This window comes from Puniceibacterium antarcticum, assembly GCF_002760615.1.
Lineage (GTDB): Bacteria > Pseudomonadota > Alphaproteobacteria > Rhodobacterales > Rhodobacteraceae > Puniceibacterium > Puniceibacterium antarcticum.
On record NZ_AWWI01000021.1, the window covers coordinates 84,139 to 99,670 of the forward strand.

Consider the following 15,532-nt stretch of genomic DNA (forward strand, 5'->3'; position numbering starts at 1 on the left):
CAGTGCGGACAGGTCAATGCTTGTGTGGAGAGGTGCGGTTCTCGGCGGTGATGCCGGGCACCTCTTACGGCATTTGCCACTGCACGATGTGTCAGCGCTGGGCCGGCTCCGCCCTCTTTGCCATCACGATCCCCGAAGTAGATATCACCTTTAGCGGTATACACGCGATCCAGCGTTTCCAATCGTCTGGTTGGGCAGAACGGGCTTGGTGTGGGACCTGCGGATCGTCACTGTGGTACAAGGTGACCGAGAAGGGGCAGCATTTTGGCGGATATGAAATTCCCATCGGTCTGTTCGACGATGCAAACGGGCTGGTGATTGCGCATGAAATATTCATTGATCGCAAGCCGGACGCCTTTGCACTTGCGGGTGACCACGAAAGACTGAGCGATGCAGAAACCCTTTCACGTTTGGGAATCACGGAGGAATGACCATGAACGGAAACTGCCTGTGCGGCGCCGTAACGGTGCATTTTGAACCCGCTGCTGACAAGCTGGGTGCCTGCCATTGTGAGATGTGTCGCCGCTGGACCGGGTCCGCACTGCTTGAGATCGACGCGAAACCGGGGTCGGTCAGATATGAAGGGCCGGTTAAATCCTATGGCTCCTCCGACTGGGCCGAGCGCGCCTGGTGTGACACCTGCGGCACGACGCTGTGGTATCACCTGACGCTGCCGGAGCATGATTATTACAGCATTTCGGCCGGTCTGGTCGAGGATGCCGGGGGTCTGACCCTCAAGACCGAGATCTATATTGATGTGAAACCGGGCGGCTATGCCTTTGCCGGGGATCACGAGAGAAAAACCAAGGCCGAGATCGAAGCGGGCTTCGCGGCATTTCTGGAAGGAGCGCAGACATGACCAAGTATGATGCAAACTGGGTGAAGGCCGAAGAAACCAAACGTAAGTGGATGGCCGAAAATGGCCTGTATTCGGCAGACGAGGAACATTCCTCCTGCGGCGTGGGTCTTGTGGTGTCGATTGATGGCAAAGCCAGCCGCCGGGTTGTGGATGCCGGCATTTCCGCGCTCAAGGCGATCTGGCACCGGGGCGCTGTCGATGCGGATGGCAAGACCGGCGATGGTGCGGGCATCCATGTGCAGATCCCGGTTGCGTTCTTTTACGACCAGATCGACCGCACCGGCCACACGCCGCGTAAGGATGAACTCATGGCGGTGGGTCAGGTGTTTCTGCCCCGTACCGATTTCGGCGCGCAGGAAACCTGTCGCACAATCGTCGAAACCGAAGTGCTGCGCATGGGCCATTACATCTATGGCTGGCGTCACGTTCCGGTGAATGTCGATTGCCTGGGTGAAAAGGCAAACGCGACCCGCCCCGAGATCGAGCAGATCCTGATTTCCAATGCCAAGGGTGTGGACGAAGAGACGTTCGAACGCGAACTTTACGTGATCCGCCGCCGCATCGAAAAGGCAGCGGCCGCGCAGGGTGTCGGCCAGCTTTATATAGCGTCGCTTTCCTGCCGTTCGATCATCTACAAGGGGATGATGCTGGCGCAGGATGTGGCCGAATTCTATCCCGACCTGATGGATGAGCGGTTTGAATCGGCCTTCGCGATCTATCACCAGCGCTATTCCACCAACACTTTCCCGCAGTGGTGGTTGGCACAACCCTTCCGCATGCTTGCGCACAATGGCGAGATCAACACGCTCAAGGGCAACACCAACTGGATGAAGAGCCATGAAATCCGCATGGCGAGCGCCACATTTGGGGACATGGCGGAAGACATCAAGCCGATCATCGCAAACGGTGCCTCCGACTCGGCTGCCTTGGATGCGGTGTTCGAGGTGCTGGTGCGCGCAGGCCGCAACGCGCCCATGGCAAAGACCATGCTGGTGCCGGAATCCTGGTCCAAGCAGGCGCTGGAATTGCCTGAAGCATGGCGTGACATGTATTCCTACTGCAACTCGGTGATGGAACCCTGGGACGGCCCCGCCGCCCTTGCCATGACCGATGGCCGCTGGGTCTGTGGCGGTCTGGACCGCAATGGCCTGCGGCCGATGCGCTATGTGGTGACTGGGGACGGGTTGCTGATCGCTGGATCCGAAGCCGGGATGGTGCCGATCGACGAAGGATCCGTGCGCGAAAAAGGCGCGCTGGGGCCGGGTCAGATGATCGCCGTCGACATGAAAGACGGCAAGCTCTACCGGGATGTCGAGATCAAGAACAAACTGGCCGCCAGCCAGCCCTTTGGTGAATGGGTCGGCAAGATCAACGAGCTGGACGAAGAGTTGGGCAAGGTCAGTGAAAAGGCCATGTTCTCTGGTGCGGAACTGCGCCGCCGCCAGATCGCGGCCGGTTTCACCATCGAAGAACTTGAGCAGATCCTCGCTCCCATGGCCGAGGACGGCAAGGAAACCGTCGTCAGCATGGGCGATGACACCCCCAGCGCGGTCCTGTCGAAAAAATACCGCCCGCTGAGCCATTTCTTCCGGCAGAACTTCAGCCAGGTGACCAACCCGCCGATCGATTCCTTGCGCGAATTCCGGGTGATGAGCCTCAAGACACGGTTCGGAAATCTAAAGAACGTGTTGGATGAATCCAGCGCCCAGACCGAGATCCTCGTTTTGGACAGCCCCTTTGTGGGCAATGCGCAGTTCGACGATCTGAAGCGTCATTTCAACGCTCCAAGCGTCGAAATCGACTGCACCTTCCCGGTTGGGGCCAGCAAGGACGCGCTGCGCAAGGGGCTGGACCGGATTCGCGCTGAGGCCGAGGATGCCGTGCGTTCTGGCGCCGGACACCTGACGCTGACCGATCATCTTGCCAGCGAGGACAAGGTCGGCATGCCGATGATCCTGGCGACCAGCGCGGTGCACAGCCATCTGACACGCAAGGGTCTGCGCACCTTCTGTTCGATCAACGTCCGGTCTGCCGAATGTATTGATCCGCATTACTTTGCGGTGCTGATCGGGGCCGGCGCCACGGTGGTGAACCCCTACCTTGCCGAAGACAGCCTGTCCGACCGTATTGACCGCGGTCTGCTGGACACGACCTTGACTCAAGCCGTGCGCAAATACCGCGAGGCGATTGATCAGGGTCTGCTCAAGATCATGTCGAAAATGGGAATCTCGGTTGTATCCTCCTATCGCGGCGGCCTGAACTTTGAGGCGGTCGGCCTGTCCCGCGCCATGTGCGCTGAATTCTTCCCGGGTATGGTCAGCCGGATCAGTGGTATCGGTGTCAGCGGCATCCAGACCAAGGCTGAACAGATCCACCGGCTTGGCTTTCTTGGCGGTCAGGACGTTCTGCCCATCGGCGGCTTCTACAAGTCGCGCAAATCGGGTGAAACGCATGCTTGGGGCGCGCAGAACATGCATCTGCTGCAGGCAGCCTGCAACAAGGCGAGCTATGAGCTGTGGAAGACCTATTCCAAGGCAATGCAGGCCAACCCGCCGATCCATCTGCGCGACCTTCTGGCGATGAAACCCATCGGCCCGGCGATCCCGCTTGAGCAGGTGGAATCCATCACCTCGATCCGCAAGCGGTTCGTGACTCCGGGCATGTCCCTTGGAGCGCTTGGGCCAGAGGCACACAAGACGCTGAACATCGCTATGAACCGCATCGGGGCCAAGTCTGACTCTGGTGAGGGCGGCGAAGATCCGGCGCATTTCGTGCCCGAATCCAACGGCGACAACCCGTCTGCCAAGATCAAGCAGGTGGCGTCGGGGCGCTTTGGCGTCACTGCCGAGTATCTGAACCAGTGTGAAGAGCTTGAAATCAAGGTCGCGCAGGGCGCGAAGCCGGGCGAGGGCGGCCAGCTGCCCGGCATGAAGGTGACGAAGCTCATCGCTCGTTTGCGGCACTCGACACCCGGCGTGATGCTGATTTCACCGCCACCGCACCACGACATCTACTCGATCGAAGATCTGGCCCAGCTGATCTATGACCTCAAGCAGATCAACCCGCGCTGCAAGGTGACGGTGAAGCTGGTGGCATCCAGCGGCGTCGGTACGATTGCCGCCGGTGTCGCGAAGGCTAAGGCCGACGTGATCCTGATCTCGGGCCACAACGGCGGCACGGGGGCGTCTCCGGCGACCTCCATCAAATACGCCGGCCTGCCGTGGGAGATGGGCCTGACCGAGGCGCACCAGGTGCTGTCGATGAACAACCTGCGCGAGCGGGTGACCCTGCGCACCGACGGAGGTCTGCGCACGGGTCGTGACATCGTCATGGCGGCCATGCTCGGGGCCGAGGAATACGGCATCGGCACCGCTGCTTTGATCGCGATGGGTTGCATCATGGTGCGTCAGTGCCAGTCCAACACCTGCCCGGTGGGCGTCTGCACGCAGGACGAGGACCTTCGCAAGAAGTTCACCGGCACCGCGGACAAGGTGGTGAACCTGATCACCTTCTATGCCACAGAGGTGCGCGAAATTCTCGCCTCCATCGGCGCACGGTCGCTGGATGATGTTATCGGACGAGCCGATTTGCTGCGGCAGGTCAGTCGTGGGTCGGATCATCTCGATGACCTCGACCTCAACCCTCTGCTGATCCGTGTCGATGGCTCGGACGACATCGTCTACAACCGGGATCGTCCGCGCAACGCTGTGCCCGATACGCTGGACGCCGAAATCGTGCGCGACGCCGCGCGCTTCCTTGAGGACGGCGAGAAGATGCAGCTGTCCTATGCGGTGCAGAACACGCATCGCACCGTCGGCACGCGGACCTCGTCGCATATCGTGCGCAAGTTCGGTATGCGCAACAGTCTGCAGCCCGATCACCTGACGGTGAAGCTGACCGGTTCTGCCGGGCAGTCGCTTGGGGCATTTGCGGCGCCGGGACTGAAGCTTGAGGTTTCCGGCGATGCTAACGACTATGTCGGCAAGGGGCTGTCGGGGGGCACGATCGTGGTGCGACCGCCGATGCATTCGCCGCTTGTTGCCTCCGAAAATACGATCATCGGCAACACGGTGCTTTACGGTGCGACCGAAGGCTTCCTTTTTGCCGCCGGGCGCGCGGGCGAACGGTTCGCGGTGCGCAACTCGGGCGCGTCGGTTGTGGTCGAAGGCTGCGGATCGAACGGTTGCGAATACATGACCGGTGGGATCGCGGTCATTCTCGGTAGTGTCGGGGCCAACTTTGGCGCGGGCATGACCGGGGGGATGGCCTATCTCTATGATCCCGACGGCATCGCGACCGAGCTGATGAATATGGAAAGCATCGTGACCTGCCCGGTCACGGTGAAACCATGGCAAGACGAACTTTTCGCGCTGGTAGAACGCCATGCGCGGGAAACCGACAGTCGCAAGGCGCTGGACATCCTGCAACACTGGTCTGAAGAACTGCCAAAGTTTCTTCAGGTTTGCCCGAAAGAGATGCTGGACAAGATCGCCTATCCGCTTACGGAAGGCACCGCTGCGGTGACTGCCTGATATTCAGAGACTGAAAAATGTGAATAAGGGCTGCGCCATTGCGTGGCCCTTATTCTTTTGCGGGTCCAAGGGGCCACGGTTTGACAGGCTGGTGCTTGCAAAGGCTTTTCCTGCAGGCCCGCTCTGCGTAAGGATGGCGCCATGGCGACAAGACGCAAGACCGCTTCTAAAAAGACCTCGCAAGGGGCAACCAGGCCTGCTTGGTTGTCGCGGCTACAGTTGCGGCCTCGGCCGCTGCTGCTGCGCTGGCTCTGGCGGCTGGCCTTTGTGCTTGCATCCGTGATCCTGCTGGTGGTGCTCCTTTACAAGGTCGTGAACCCGCCGACGACGATCTATATGCTCAGCGAAGGGCGACGCCTTGGGGCAGGGGTGGAATACAGCTGGGTGAGTGCCGACAATATTGCGCCGGTGATGCTTCGCTCTGTTGTGGCGGCGGAGGATGCGAATTTCTGCAATCACTGGGGGTTCGACATGGCCGCGATCCGCACTGCCATCGAAGAGGGCGGCAACCGGGGCGCCTCGACCATCAGCCAGCAGGTGGTCAAGAACACCTTTCTCTGGCACGGGCGAAACTATATCCGCAAGGCACTGGAGGCACTGATCACCCCGGTGATGGAGGCGCTCTGGAGCAAGAGGCGGATCCTTGAGGTCTATCTGAATGTCGCGGAATTCGACGAAGGGGTGTTCGGGATCGGCGCTGCTTCACAGCATTACTTTGGGATAGCGCCGGAGGCGCTGAGCAGCACACAGTCGGCGCGTCTGGCAGCTATCCTTCCAGACCCCAAGGACCGCTCGGCGTCCAAACCGTCCAATTATGTGCGCCGCCGTGCAGACAGTATCCGGGACGGTGCCGCAACCATTGCCCGTGACGGGCGCGCCGCCTGTTTCGAGAGGGGCTGAAACTGCGGCTATTGACTGTGGGCGCTGTTGTTTTGGTCCGTCAAAAAGGGTTTCCTCCCTTCGTTCGTCTCTTTCCAAATACGCAAAATACCGCCCGCGTAAAGAGAGCATGCAATCTTGGGGTGGCGATCAGCAGTTGAACTAAGCCCGTTTTCGCGCCAAGTAGGAGGGATATCCACAAATATCGGATGCGCATCCCATCATGGCAAAACTCTATCACGTGCCGCTTTCCCCGTTCTGCCGCAAAGTACGGCTGAGCCTTGCTGAGAAAAAGATCGAATGCGAGCTTATCGAAGAGCGCTACTGGGAAAAGGATGCTGATTTCCTGCGCCGCAACCCAGCTGCCAAGGTGCCGGTGCTGAGGATAGACGGCAAGATAATGGCTGAATCCGCCGCCATCTGCGAATATCTGGAAGAGATCCATCCCGAACCGCCGCTGATGCCACGCAGTGCCGAAAACCGCTATGAAGTGCGGCGGCTGGTGGGCTGGTTCGATGATAAGTTCCATCATGAGGTGACGTCGAAGCTGCTTTATGAGCGGGTCAACAAGAAGGTCATGGGGAAGGGTTATCCCGACAGTTCCAACGTGAAATCGGGTGCCAAGGCGATCAAGTACCACTTGGATTACATGGCCTGGCTGCTGGATCATCGCCGCTGGCTCGCGGGGGATTCGATGACCTTGGCCGATTTCGCGGCGGCGGCGCATTTGTCAGCGCTGGATTATATCTCTGATGTTGACTGGAACCGGTCAGCGACGGTGAAGGACTGGTATGCCAAGATCAAGTCACGCCCGGCATTTCGGTCCATCCTTGCCGATCAGATCGGGGGGTTTCCGCCGCCGGCGCATTATGCCGATCTGGATTTCTGAACCGGATCGTTGCAGGGGGGCTATCTGCCCCCCGTCCCTGCGGGACTCCCCCCGAGGATATTTTCGGGCAGATGAAACATGCTCCTCCTAAAAGACCGACTTGTGCAAGAGGCTCTGGCTGCCGGTTTCGATCTGTGCCGTGTGTGCCGCCCCTGGGACGTGCCGCAGGTGCCGGGGCGGCTGGCCGCCTTTCTGGAACGGGGTTATCACGGGCAGATGTCCTGGCTCGCAGAGCGCAGTCATTGGCGCGGTGCGCCACAGGTGCTCTGGCCCGAGGCGCGTTCGGTGATCATGCTGGGCGAGAGTTATACGCCCGGGCATGATCCGCTGGAAGTGCTGGGTCATCCCGAACAGGGTGCCGTGTCGGTCTATGCGCAGAATCGCGATTACCACGATGTCGTCAAAAAACGGCTGAAACGGCTGGCGCGCTGGCTCATCGCCGAAGGCGGTGGTGCAGTGAAGGTCTTTGTCGACACCGCACCTGTACCGGAAAAGCCGCTGGGGCAAGCGGCGGGGCTGGGCTGGCAGGGCAAGCACACCAATCTGGTGTCACGCGATCTGGGGTCGTGGTTCTTTCTGGGCTCGGTGTTCAGCACGCTCGATCTGCCTGCGGATCAGGCTGAGGTCGATCATTGCGGATCCTGTCGGGCCTGTCTGGACATCTGCCCGACCAGTGCCTTTCCCGCACCCTATCAGCTGGATGCGCGTCGGTGTATTTCCTATCTGACGATTGAACATCACGGGCCGGTGGATGAGGATCTGCGCGCCTTGATGGGCAACCGGATCTATGGCTGCGACGATTGTCTTGCCGTCTGCCCTTGGAACAAGTTTGCCGTCGCGGCGCAGGAGGTGAAGTATCACGCACGCGCCGAACTCGTGGCGCCCCGGCTCGCGGATCTGGCGCAGTTCGATGACGCGGGGTTCCGTGCGCATTTCTCAGGTTCGCCAATAAAGAGGATTGGGCGGGGGCGGTTCACGCGCAATGTGCTTTATGCCATCGGCAACTCGGGTGAGGCACGGTTGCGGCCCGTGGCGCAGGGGCTGTGCAAGGATGAAGATCCTGTTGTGGCAGACGCCGCGCGCTGGGCGGTGGAACGGTTGGGATGAGCGTCGTTCTGGGCGTGGATATTGGCGGAACCTATACGGATGCCGTGCTAATTCGGGATGAATCTTTGGTCATCGCTAAGGCCAAGGCGCTGACAACCGACAGTGATCTGGCTGTAGGGATCGGGGCGGCAGTATCTGCAGTGCTGTCGCAGGCAGGGGTGCAGGCGGGCGAGATTTCGATGGCATCTCTGTCTACCACCCTTGCCACCAACGCGCTGGTAGAGGGGCAGGGCAGGCGTGTTGGGCTGGTCTATCTCGGGATTGGCGATCGCGATCTTGAGACGCACGGTTTGTTCGAGGCGCTTGGCGGTGATCCGGTGCTGGTTCTTGGGGGCGGGCACATCCATGCCGGGGGCGCTGTGGCCTATCTGGACCTAGCTGTGCTTCAGGTCTGGGCCCGCGCGCAGGAGGTTTCAGCCGTTGCTGTTGCAGCGCAATTGGCCGCGCGCAATCTCGAACATGAGGTAGGCCGCGCGGGATCTTGTGGCAGAAGTGACGGGGCGGCCTGTCACGTGCTCCCACGAGCTTTCGGCGCGGCTGGGCGACCCGAAGCGGGCGCTGAATGCGCGGCTGATCGGGTTGACGCATCGGTTGATCGCGCGGGCCGAGGAGACATTGTGCGCCTTTGGCGTGCGCGCACCGATGATGGTGGTGCGCGGGGATGGCGCGCTGATGTCTGCGGCGCAGGCGCAGCAACGGCCCATCGAGACGATCCTGAGTGGCACGGCGGCGAGCCTTGTGGGGGCGCGGTGGCTGACCGGGGTGCGGGATGCGCTGGTTGCCGATATCGGTGGGAACACCACCGATATCGCGCTGTTGCGTGACGGGGTGCCGCTGATCGATCCAGCGGGCGCACAGGTCGGCCGGTTTCGCACGATGGTCGAAGCTGTTGCGATGCGTGCCCATGGTCTGGGCGGGGATTCTGAGGTTCAGGTGGCCGAGGGATTGGCTGGCAGTTTGATCCTTGGCTCGCGTCGGTTTGGGATAGCGCGGCGGTGGCCGGTTGGCTTGGGTGAGCGGATGGCCCGCAGGATTTTGCCGCGACGCAAGAGGCGATGGCCTGTCTGGAAACCGCGCTGAGCGCAGAGGTACGGGTTGGGGCAAGGGGGGGGCAGGGGCGGTCGATGTCGCAGTTTTCTTGCGTTGAGAAGTTAAGAGGGTCGAGATCGAGGCACGTGAGGTGTGTTCATCGAGGCGATGATCACCGCAGAAACGTCGTGCAGACCACGGATTGCGGGATGATCTGTCTTTCAGTCCTTCTTAGTGTTCTGAAGCGCCGGGAACAGACCTTTGCTTTTGCGCGCTCAAACCCCATCTAATAAATTGTCACACAAAAAGGGGGATTTCATGACCCGATACACCAAAGACCCGGACGTCATCGCGACACTCACGCCCGAACAGTACCGCGTGACCCAGCAGAGCGGCACCGAACGCCCCGGCACGGGTGCCTACCTTGATAACAAGGAAACCGGCATCTACGTGGATATCGTCAGCGGTGAGCCGCTGTTTGCCAGCTCAGACAAGTTCGAATCCGGGTGCGGCTGGCCAAGCTTTACCAAGCCGATCGAGCCTGCCTATGTGAACGAATTGCGCGACATGACCCATGGCATGCTCCGCACCGAGGTGCGTTCGACCCATGGTGACAGCCATTTGGGGCACGTCTTTCCCGATGGACCCAAGGATCGCGGCGGGCTGCGCTACTGCATCAACGGCGCCTCCCTGCGGTTCATCGCGCGCGCCGACATGGAGGCCGAAGGCTACGGCGACTATATCAATCAGGTGGAGGATGTGGCATGAGCGAACGCGCGGTTCTGGCAGGCGGGTGTTTCTGGGGCATGCAGGATCTGATCCGGCGCCTGCACGGCGTGCTTGGCACGCGTGTGGGCTATACTGGCGGAGATATCCCCAATGCGACCTATCGCAATCACGGCACCCATGCCGAGGGAATCGAGATCACCTTTGATCCTGAACGCATTTCCTATCGCAGCATCCTTGAGGTGTTCTTTCAGATCCATGATCCGACCACGCTGAACCGTCAGGGCAATGACATCGGTCTGAGTTATCGGTCCGCGATCTACTATGTGGATGAGGATCAGAAAGCCGTCGCGCTGGACACGATTGCAGATGTCGAGGCTTCTGGGCTGTGGCCCGGCAAGGTCGTGACCGAGGTAGAACCGGTGGGCGATTTCTGGCTCGCGGAAGAATCGCACCAGGATTATCTGGAGAAGTTTCCCAACGGCTACACCTGTCATTTCCCACGCCCCGACTGGGTCCTGCCCAAGCGTGATGCAGCGGAATGAACTGATGCCGGACGCCCTGCCAGATCGGCAGGGCGTTTTTCTCTGTGGCGGCTGAGCTGTGTTCAAAGTCGCGCGATACTGGCGTCCGGTTGGATTTGTCTTGCTGATATCGGGCCTTGTGTTGCTGATGTTGCCCTTTGTCCGTTACGCCTTTGTCTTTGGCGCGGAAGGACTGGGTTTAGGCGAACTGCGCGACAGCTATCTGTTTCGGGATGGTGGCGGGCTGAGCAACCCAGCCATTTTTGGGCATATGCTTTGCGGGGCGGTGGTCACGCTTCTGGTGCCGGTCCAGTTGATCCCCTGGGTCCGGAGGCTGTTGCCGTGGTGGCACCGCTGGGCGGGCCGCATCATCACGGGACTGGGGTTGATGACCGGCGCTGCGGGGTTGTTGTATATCCTGCAGCGCGGCAGCGTGGGCGGCTGGCCGATGGACCTGGGCTTTGGTATTTACGGTCTTTGCCTGATTGTGTCTTGCGTGCAGACGCTGCGATTCGCCCGGGCGGGGCAGATGGACAGGCACCGCAGATGGGCCTTACGTACCTTCTGGCTGGCGATCGGATCCTGGCTCTATCGGTTTCATTATGGTTTGTGGTACCTCGCCACAGATGGGGCTGCGTCGAACGCGAACTTTTCAGGCGCCTTCGATCTGGTGCAGAACTTTGCGTTTTATCTGCCCTATCTGTTGGGACTGGAGCTTTATCTGCGCCGATAGGGCAGGTTCAAGCGCGGTCTAAGTGTTCGTTAACGAAATCACTCGTGTGCAATCGAATACCGGACCGGGTGGGTCCAGCTACCCGCGCTCAGTTCATGGCGGCTATGTCCTGTGGGCCATAGCGCTGCAGTGCAGAAATCATATATGCTGCACTGCAGAAAAGACGGGCTTCGCCCTTCACAGACATTGAACGATACCCTGAAAGCGAGACGCACCATGAAATTTGCATTTACCCTTGCGGCACTGGCCCTGACAGCAGCCCCGGTTCTGGCCGACGAGATGACCCTGACAGCGCCGATGTCCTCTGCGACCCTGCACGAAGGCGGTCTGGACATGAACGTCTACTTCGTCGAAGCGGAAAACGGCTATGATGTCATCGGCACCTATGTGTCCCGCGTCGGCGCCTATGCTCCGGCCCGCATCCGGATGCTGATGCAGGACGGCGATTCGGTGGCCTTTGGCATGCCGGGCGCGCGGGACGTGCTCTACAGCTTTGAACGCAGCGGTGATGCGCTGCATGTCACAGCCGAGAACACGGGCCTGCAATTCGCCAGCAACTGAGGTTGGAAGCCTAATATCTGTTATAGTATTCGGACCCGCCGCGCATATTGCGGCGGGCGTTCTTTTGCGTATTTGAAAAGAGAAGAAGCGGCGTCCTTCTTTGCTTCGTATATCTTAAAATACGCAAAGTCCGGCCCGAGCAAGGCTTGGGGTCTGCACTCGCGCGACCTGTGACGCCACGTTTGTCGGTGACAGACGTGACGCGATGCTGTGAGGTGCCGCCAAAGGGGAGGCTTTCGCATGACACAGTATCCACATCTTCTGGCACCGCTGGATCTTGGCTTTACCAGGCTGAAAAACCGCGTGCTGATGGGCTCGATGCACACCAATCTGGAAGAGGCGAAGGATTGGAACCGCGTGGCAGAATTTTACGCCACGCGTGCAAGGGCTGACGTTGCCCTTATGGTCACTGGCGGCATGGCACCCAACCGCGAGGGCGGCGTATTTCCCGGTGCGGCGGGCCTGTTCACGGCTGAGGATATTGCCAATCATCGCATTGTCACGGACCGGGTGCATGATGGCGGCGGTAAGATCGCGATGCAGATCCTGCATGCGGGGCGATATGCCTACAGTCCTGAATGTGTCAGCGCCTCGGCGGTTAAATCCCCGATTTCGCCTTTTCCCCCAAAAGAATTGGACGAAGCGGGAATCGAAAAGCAGATCAGCGATATCGTAACCTCAGCTGCCCGTGCCCGTGAGGCGGGCTATGACGGGGTCGAGGTGATGGGATCTGAGGGCTATTTCCTCAATCAGTTCCTGGTGACCCATACCAACAAGCGCTCCGATTGCTGGGGTGGGTCCTATGAAAACCGGATGCGCCTGCCGGTTGAGGTGGTGGCCCGTGTCCGAGAGGCGGTGGGCACGGATTTTATCCTGATCTATCGTTTGTCGATGATCGACCTTGTCCCCAACGGATCAAACCACGCCGAGGTCGTGCAATTGGCCCAGGCGGTGGAGGCGGCGGGGGCCACCATTCTGAACACCGGCATCGGATGGCATGAGGCACGTGTGCCGACCATTGCCACCAGCGTACCACGGGCGGCTTTTGCCTGGGTCACGCGGAAACTGATGGGAAAGGTGGGGATTCCTATCATCACCTCGAACCGTATCAACACGGCCGAGGTGGCCGAACAGGTGCTGGCCGATGGCTGCGCCGATATGATCAGCATGGCGCGGCCCTTTCTTGCCGATCCGGAGTTCGTCAGCAAGGCGGCCAGCGGGCGTTCGGCGCAGATTGCGCCCTGCATTGCCTGTAATCAGGCCTGTCTCGACCATACGTTCAGCGGCAAGACTTCGTCCTGTCTGGTAAATCCGCGCGCCTGTCATGAGACAGAGCTGGTGATCGCGCGCGCTGAGCAGGTCAAATCCATCGCGGTTGTTGGCGCGGGGCCTGCCGGACTTTCGGCGGCGCTGACGGCGGCAGAGCGCGGGCATCAGGTGACCCTGTTTGACCGGGCGGATCAGATCGGCGGTCAGCTGAATATGGCCAAGCAGGTGCCGGGAAAAGAGGAGTTCCGCGGGCTGGTCGACTGGTATCAGACGATGGTGGCAGAAGGCGGGATCGTGTTGAGGTTGAGCTGCGATGTGAAAGCCGCTGATCTGGTGGGCTTTGACGAGGTGATCATCGCAACCGGCGTTGTTCCGCGTGATCCGGGCATTCCCGGTCAGGATGCGCCGCATGTGCTGAATTATATCGACGTGCTGCGCGGAAAGGCCCCCGTCGGTAAGCGGGTGGCCATCGTTGGCGCAGGCGGTATCGGCTTTGATGTGGCCGAGTATCTGGTGCAGGACGGTGAGAGCCCGACGGAAAACCTGCCCGACTGGATGCGGGAATGGGGGGTTGTGGACCCCGCGATCACCCGCTCCGGCCTTGCCACCGAAGGCCCGCTACCGACAGCCCCCGCGCGCGAGGTCACCCTTTTGCAGCGCAAGGCGGAACGCCCCGGCAAACGCCTTGGTAAAACCACAGGCTGGATCCACCGTGCGGCGCTGAGCATGAAGGGTGTGAAGATGATCGCCGGGGTGAATTACGAAGCGATTGACGCCGACGGGCTGCACATTTCTTTTGGAGAGGCGCGTGAACGGCCAGAGCTGATTGCCTGCGACACCGTTGTGCTTTGCGCTGGGCAGCTGCCCGAGCGCAGCCTTGCGGAGGCCCTGCAGGCAAGAGGGCTAATCTTTCATGTAATCGGCGGCGCCGATGTCGCTGCGGAGCTGGACGCCAAGCGGGCCATCGATCAGGGCATGCGCCTGGCCGCCGGGCTTTAGGCCCTCTCTGCGCAGTCTTTACTCAAGAATTATGGAACAGTCAGGCTGGGCGGGCGTTTGTTGGATGAAGGCAGCGGGCAAAGTCCCGCGCTGCAACCGAAGTGAAAGGAGCAGACCATGCCACTCATAAAAGACGCAAAAATCCTTGTTCTCGCCACACATGGCTTTGAGAAATCCGAACTGGAAGTCCCCCGGGACGACCTGCGCACGGCGGGGGCAATCGTCCATGTCGCCTCGCTCGACGGGAAAAAGATCCGCGCTTGGAGCGGCCCTGACTGGGACGGAGAGGTCGAGGTCGACCTCGCGCTCAAGGATGTCGACATTTCGCAGTATGACGCTCTTGTCCTGCCGGGCGGGCAGATCAATCCGGACCTGTTGCGGGTCGAAGAGGATGTGATCACACTTGTGCGCCAGTTCCATGACCACGGAAAGGTCATCGCCGCTGTCTGCCACGCGCCTTGGGTGCTGGTCGAAGCGGGTATCGTGAAAGGCCGCGACATGACCTCTTACCATTCAGTCAAGACAGATGTGATCAACGCCGGTGCCAACTGGCGCGACGTCGAAGTTGTGGCGGATAAGGGCATTGTCACAAGCCGCAATCCGAACGATCTGAAAGCCTTTGTTGCGAAGATCATCGAAGAAATTGAAGAAGGCAGACACGACCGCAAGGCGGCATAAGTCGCAGGTCGTTCGTTCCAGACCTGTATAGGGGTTCGATAGGTAAAAGGGCCGCATCCTTTCAGGGATGCGGCCCTTGTCATGTCATTCGACAGTGATGGTGATCACATCCGAGGTGACGGGCGGATCAAAGGGCACATGGCTCCAGTCGCCAAGGACCAGTTGCAGCGTGTGTTCGCCGGGGGCGAGATCTAGCATGGTTTCGGTCTGGCCACCGCCAAAGTGCTTGTGGTTGTCATCCGACGGAATGGCCGCGTCGCGAGCGGCGTCCCCTTCGCCAAAGGGCGGGACGTCGATGAACAGATGATGGTGGCCGGTCATTTCCTTTTCGGTGCCCGCGGGGGCAATGCCCATGCCGGAAAGCCCGAACACCACCTTGAGTGGAGAGCTGACGGTATCACCTTCCGCCGGGCTGATGAAATATACTTGGGCATCGGGGGCCGACGCAGTCTGATCTGCGGCCCAGAGGGGGGCTGCCAGAGTGGCGCCAAATGCCAGCGCAAGTGCTGTTGCTTTTATCATGGTATCGTCCTTTCGAACTCTTGGCCGGTTCCGCAGCTTTGCGACCGACACTCTAAACCTAGTGCACGCAGGGATGCTGCCAAGAGAACGACACAGCTTGCAGCGGCTTCGTCCCATCGCCGCCGACCAGCCCCCCGCAGCGCTTGGGGCCTGTGACGGCTGTTTCGCGTCCCTGCAAAAACCACGAGTGATCCCTGTATTGTCCACGCTGCGCCGTTTTTGCGC

13 protein-coding genes and 1 pseudogene are annotated in these 15,532 nt (G+C 60.3%); 13 read left to right on the forward strand and 1 reads right to left on the reverse strand.

Going from position 1 to position 15,532, the window contains the following annotated elements; all coding sequences use genetic code 11:
• The first annotated feature begins 2 nt into the window (after positions 1–2).
• The 13 genes and pseudogenes from P775_RS02285 (at position 3) to P775_RS02345 (ending at position 14,785) form a co-directional block, all read left to right on the forward strand.
• The gene (locus tag P775_RS02285) at positions 3–431 is read left to right on the forward strand and encodes a GFA family protein (protein ID WP_483880066.1); all 429 of its coding nucleotides are present in this window, start codon (positions 3–5) and stop codon (positions 429–431) included.
• Between the two features lie 2 nt (positions 432–433).
• Positions 434–859, forward strand: coding sequence for a GFA family protein (locus tag P775_RS02290; RefSeq protein WP_342749626.1), 426 nt, complete (start codon positions 434–436; stop codon positions 857–859).
• Complete coding sequence (gene gltB, locus P775_RS02295; protein WP_099909443.1) at positions 856–5,391, forward strand: glutamate synthase large subunit; 4,536 nt, start codon at positions 856–858, stop codon at positions 5,389–5,391. The genes P775_RS02290 and gltB overlap by 4 nt, the downstream gene beginning before the upstream one ends.
• 141 nt (positions 5,392–5,532) lie before the next feature.
• Positions 5,533–6,291, forward strand: coding sequence for a monofunctional biosynthetic peptidoglycan transglycosylase (mtgA, locus tag P775_RS02300; RefSeq protein ID WP_099909444.1), 759 nt, complete (start codon positions 5,533–5,535; stop codon positions 6,289–6,291).
• 202 nt (positions 6,292–6,493) lie between these two features.
• On the forward strand, positions 6,494–7,159 hold the full coding sequence (gene fzlA, locus P775_RS02305) for an FtsZ-binding protein FzlA (RefSeq protein WP_099909445.1): 666 nt from the start codon (positions 6,494–6,496) through the stop codon (positions 7,157–7,159).
• Positions 7,160–7,237: 78 nt separating this feature from the next.
• A complete protein-coding gene (gene queG, locus P775_RS02310) occupies positions 7,238–8,266 on the forward strand; it encodes a tRNA epoxyqueuosine(34) reductase QueG (protein ID WP_099909446.1) in 1,029 nt (342 codons plus the stop codon).
• Positions 8,263–9,244, forward strand: a pseudogene (locus P775_RS02315) (hydantoinase/oxoprolinase N-terminal domain-containing protein); the annotation flags it as partial. The gene queG and the pseudogene P775_RS02315, both read left to right, overlap by 4 nt.
• Before the next feature lie 369 nt (positions 9,245–9,613).
• On the forward strand, positions 9,614–10,063 hold the full coding sequence (msrB, locus tag P775_RS02320; protein ID WP_099909447.1) for a peptide-methionine (R)-S-oxide reductase MsrB: 450 nt from the start codon (positions 9,614–9,616) through the stop codon (positions 10,061–10,063).
• Positions 10,060–10,566 (forward strand): peptide-methionine (S)-S-oxide reductase MsrA, encoded by a 507-nt coding sequence (msrA, locus tag P775_RS02325; RefSeq protein WP_099909448.1) that lies wholly within the window; start codon positions 10,060–10,062, stop codon positions 10,564–10,566. Before msrB ends, msrA begins: the two co-directional genes overlap by 4 nt.
• Before the next feature lie 100 nt (positions 10,567–10,666).
• Positions 10,667–11,278: a DUF2306 domain-containing protein gene (locus P775_RS02330; RefSeq protein WP_245875532.1), complete on the forward strand. Its 612-nt coding sequence runs from the start codon at positions 10,667–10,669 to the stop codon at positions 11,276–11,278.
• 216 nt (positions 11,279–11,494) lie between these two features.
• Positions 11,495–11,839, forward strand: a complete 345-nt coding sequence (locus P775_RS02335) for a hypothetical protein (RefSeq protein ID WP_099909494.1) — start codon at positions 11,495–11,497, stop codon at positions 11,837–11,839.
• A 240-nt stretch (positions 11,840–12,079) separates the two neighbouring features.
• Positions 12,080–14,107 carry an NADPH-dependent 2,4-dienoyl-CoA reductase gene (locus P775_RS02340; RefSeq protein WP_099909449.1) on the forward strand — a complete coding sequence of 676 codons (2,028 nt, stop codon included), beginning with the start codon at positions 12,080–12,082 and terminating at the stop codon, positions 14,105–14,107.
• A 117-nt stretch (positions 14,108–14,224) separates the two neighbouring features.
• Positions 14,225–14,785, forward strand: coding sequence for a type 1 glutamine amidotransferase domain-containing protein (locus P775_RS02345; protein WP_099909450.1), 561 nt, complete (start codon positions 14,225–14,227; stop codon positions 14,783–14,785).
• An 84-nt stretch (positions 14,786–14,869) separates the two neighbouring features.
• On the opposite strand, the gene P775_RS02350 is transcribed toward P775_RS02345, so the two are convergent.
• Positions 14,870–15,307 carry a DUF4399 domain-containing protein gene (locus tag P775_RS02350; RefSeq protein WP_099909451.1) on the reverse strand — a complete coding sequence of 146 codons (438 nt, stop codon included), beginning with the start codon at positions 15,305–15,307 and terminating at the stop codon, positions 14,870–14,872.
• Positions 15,308–15,532 lie beyond the last annotated feature (225 nt).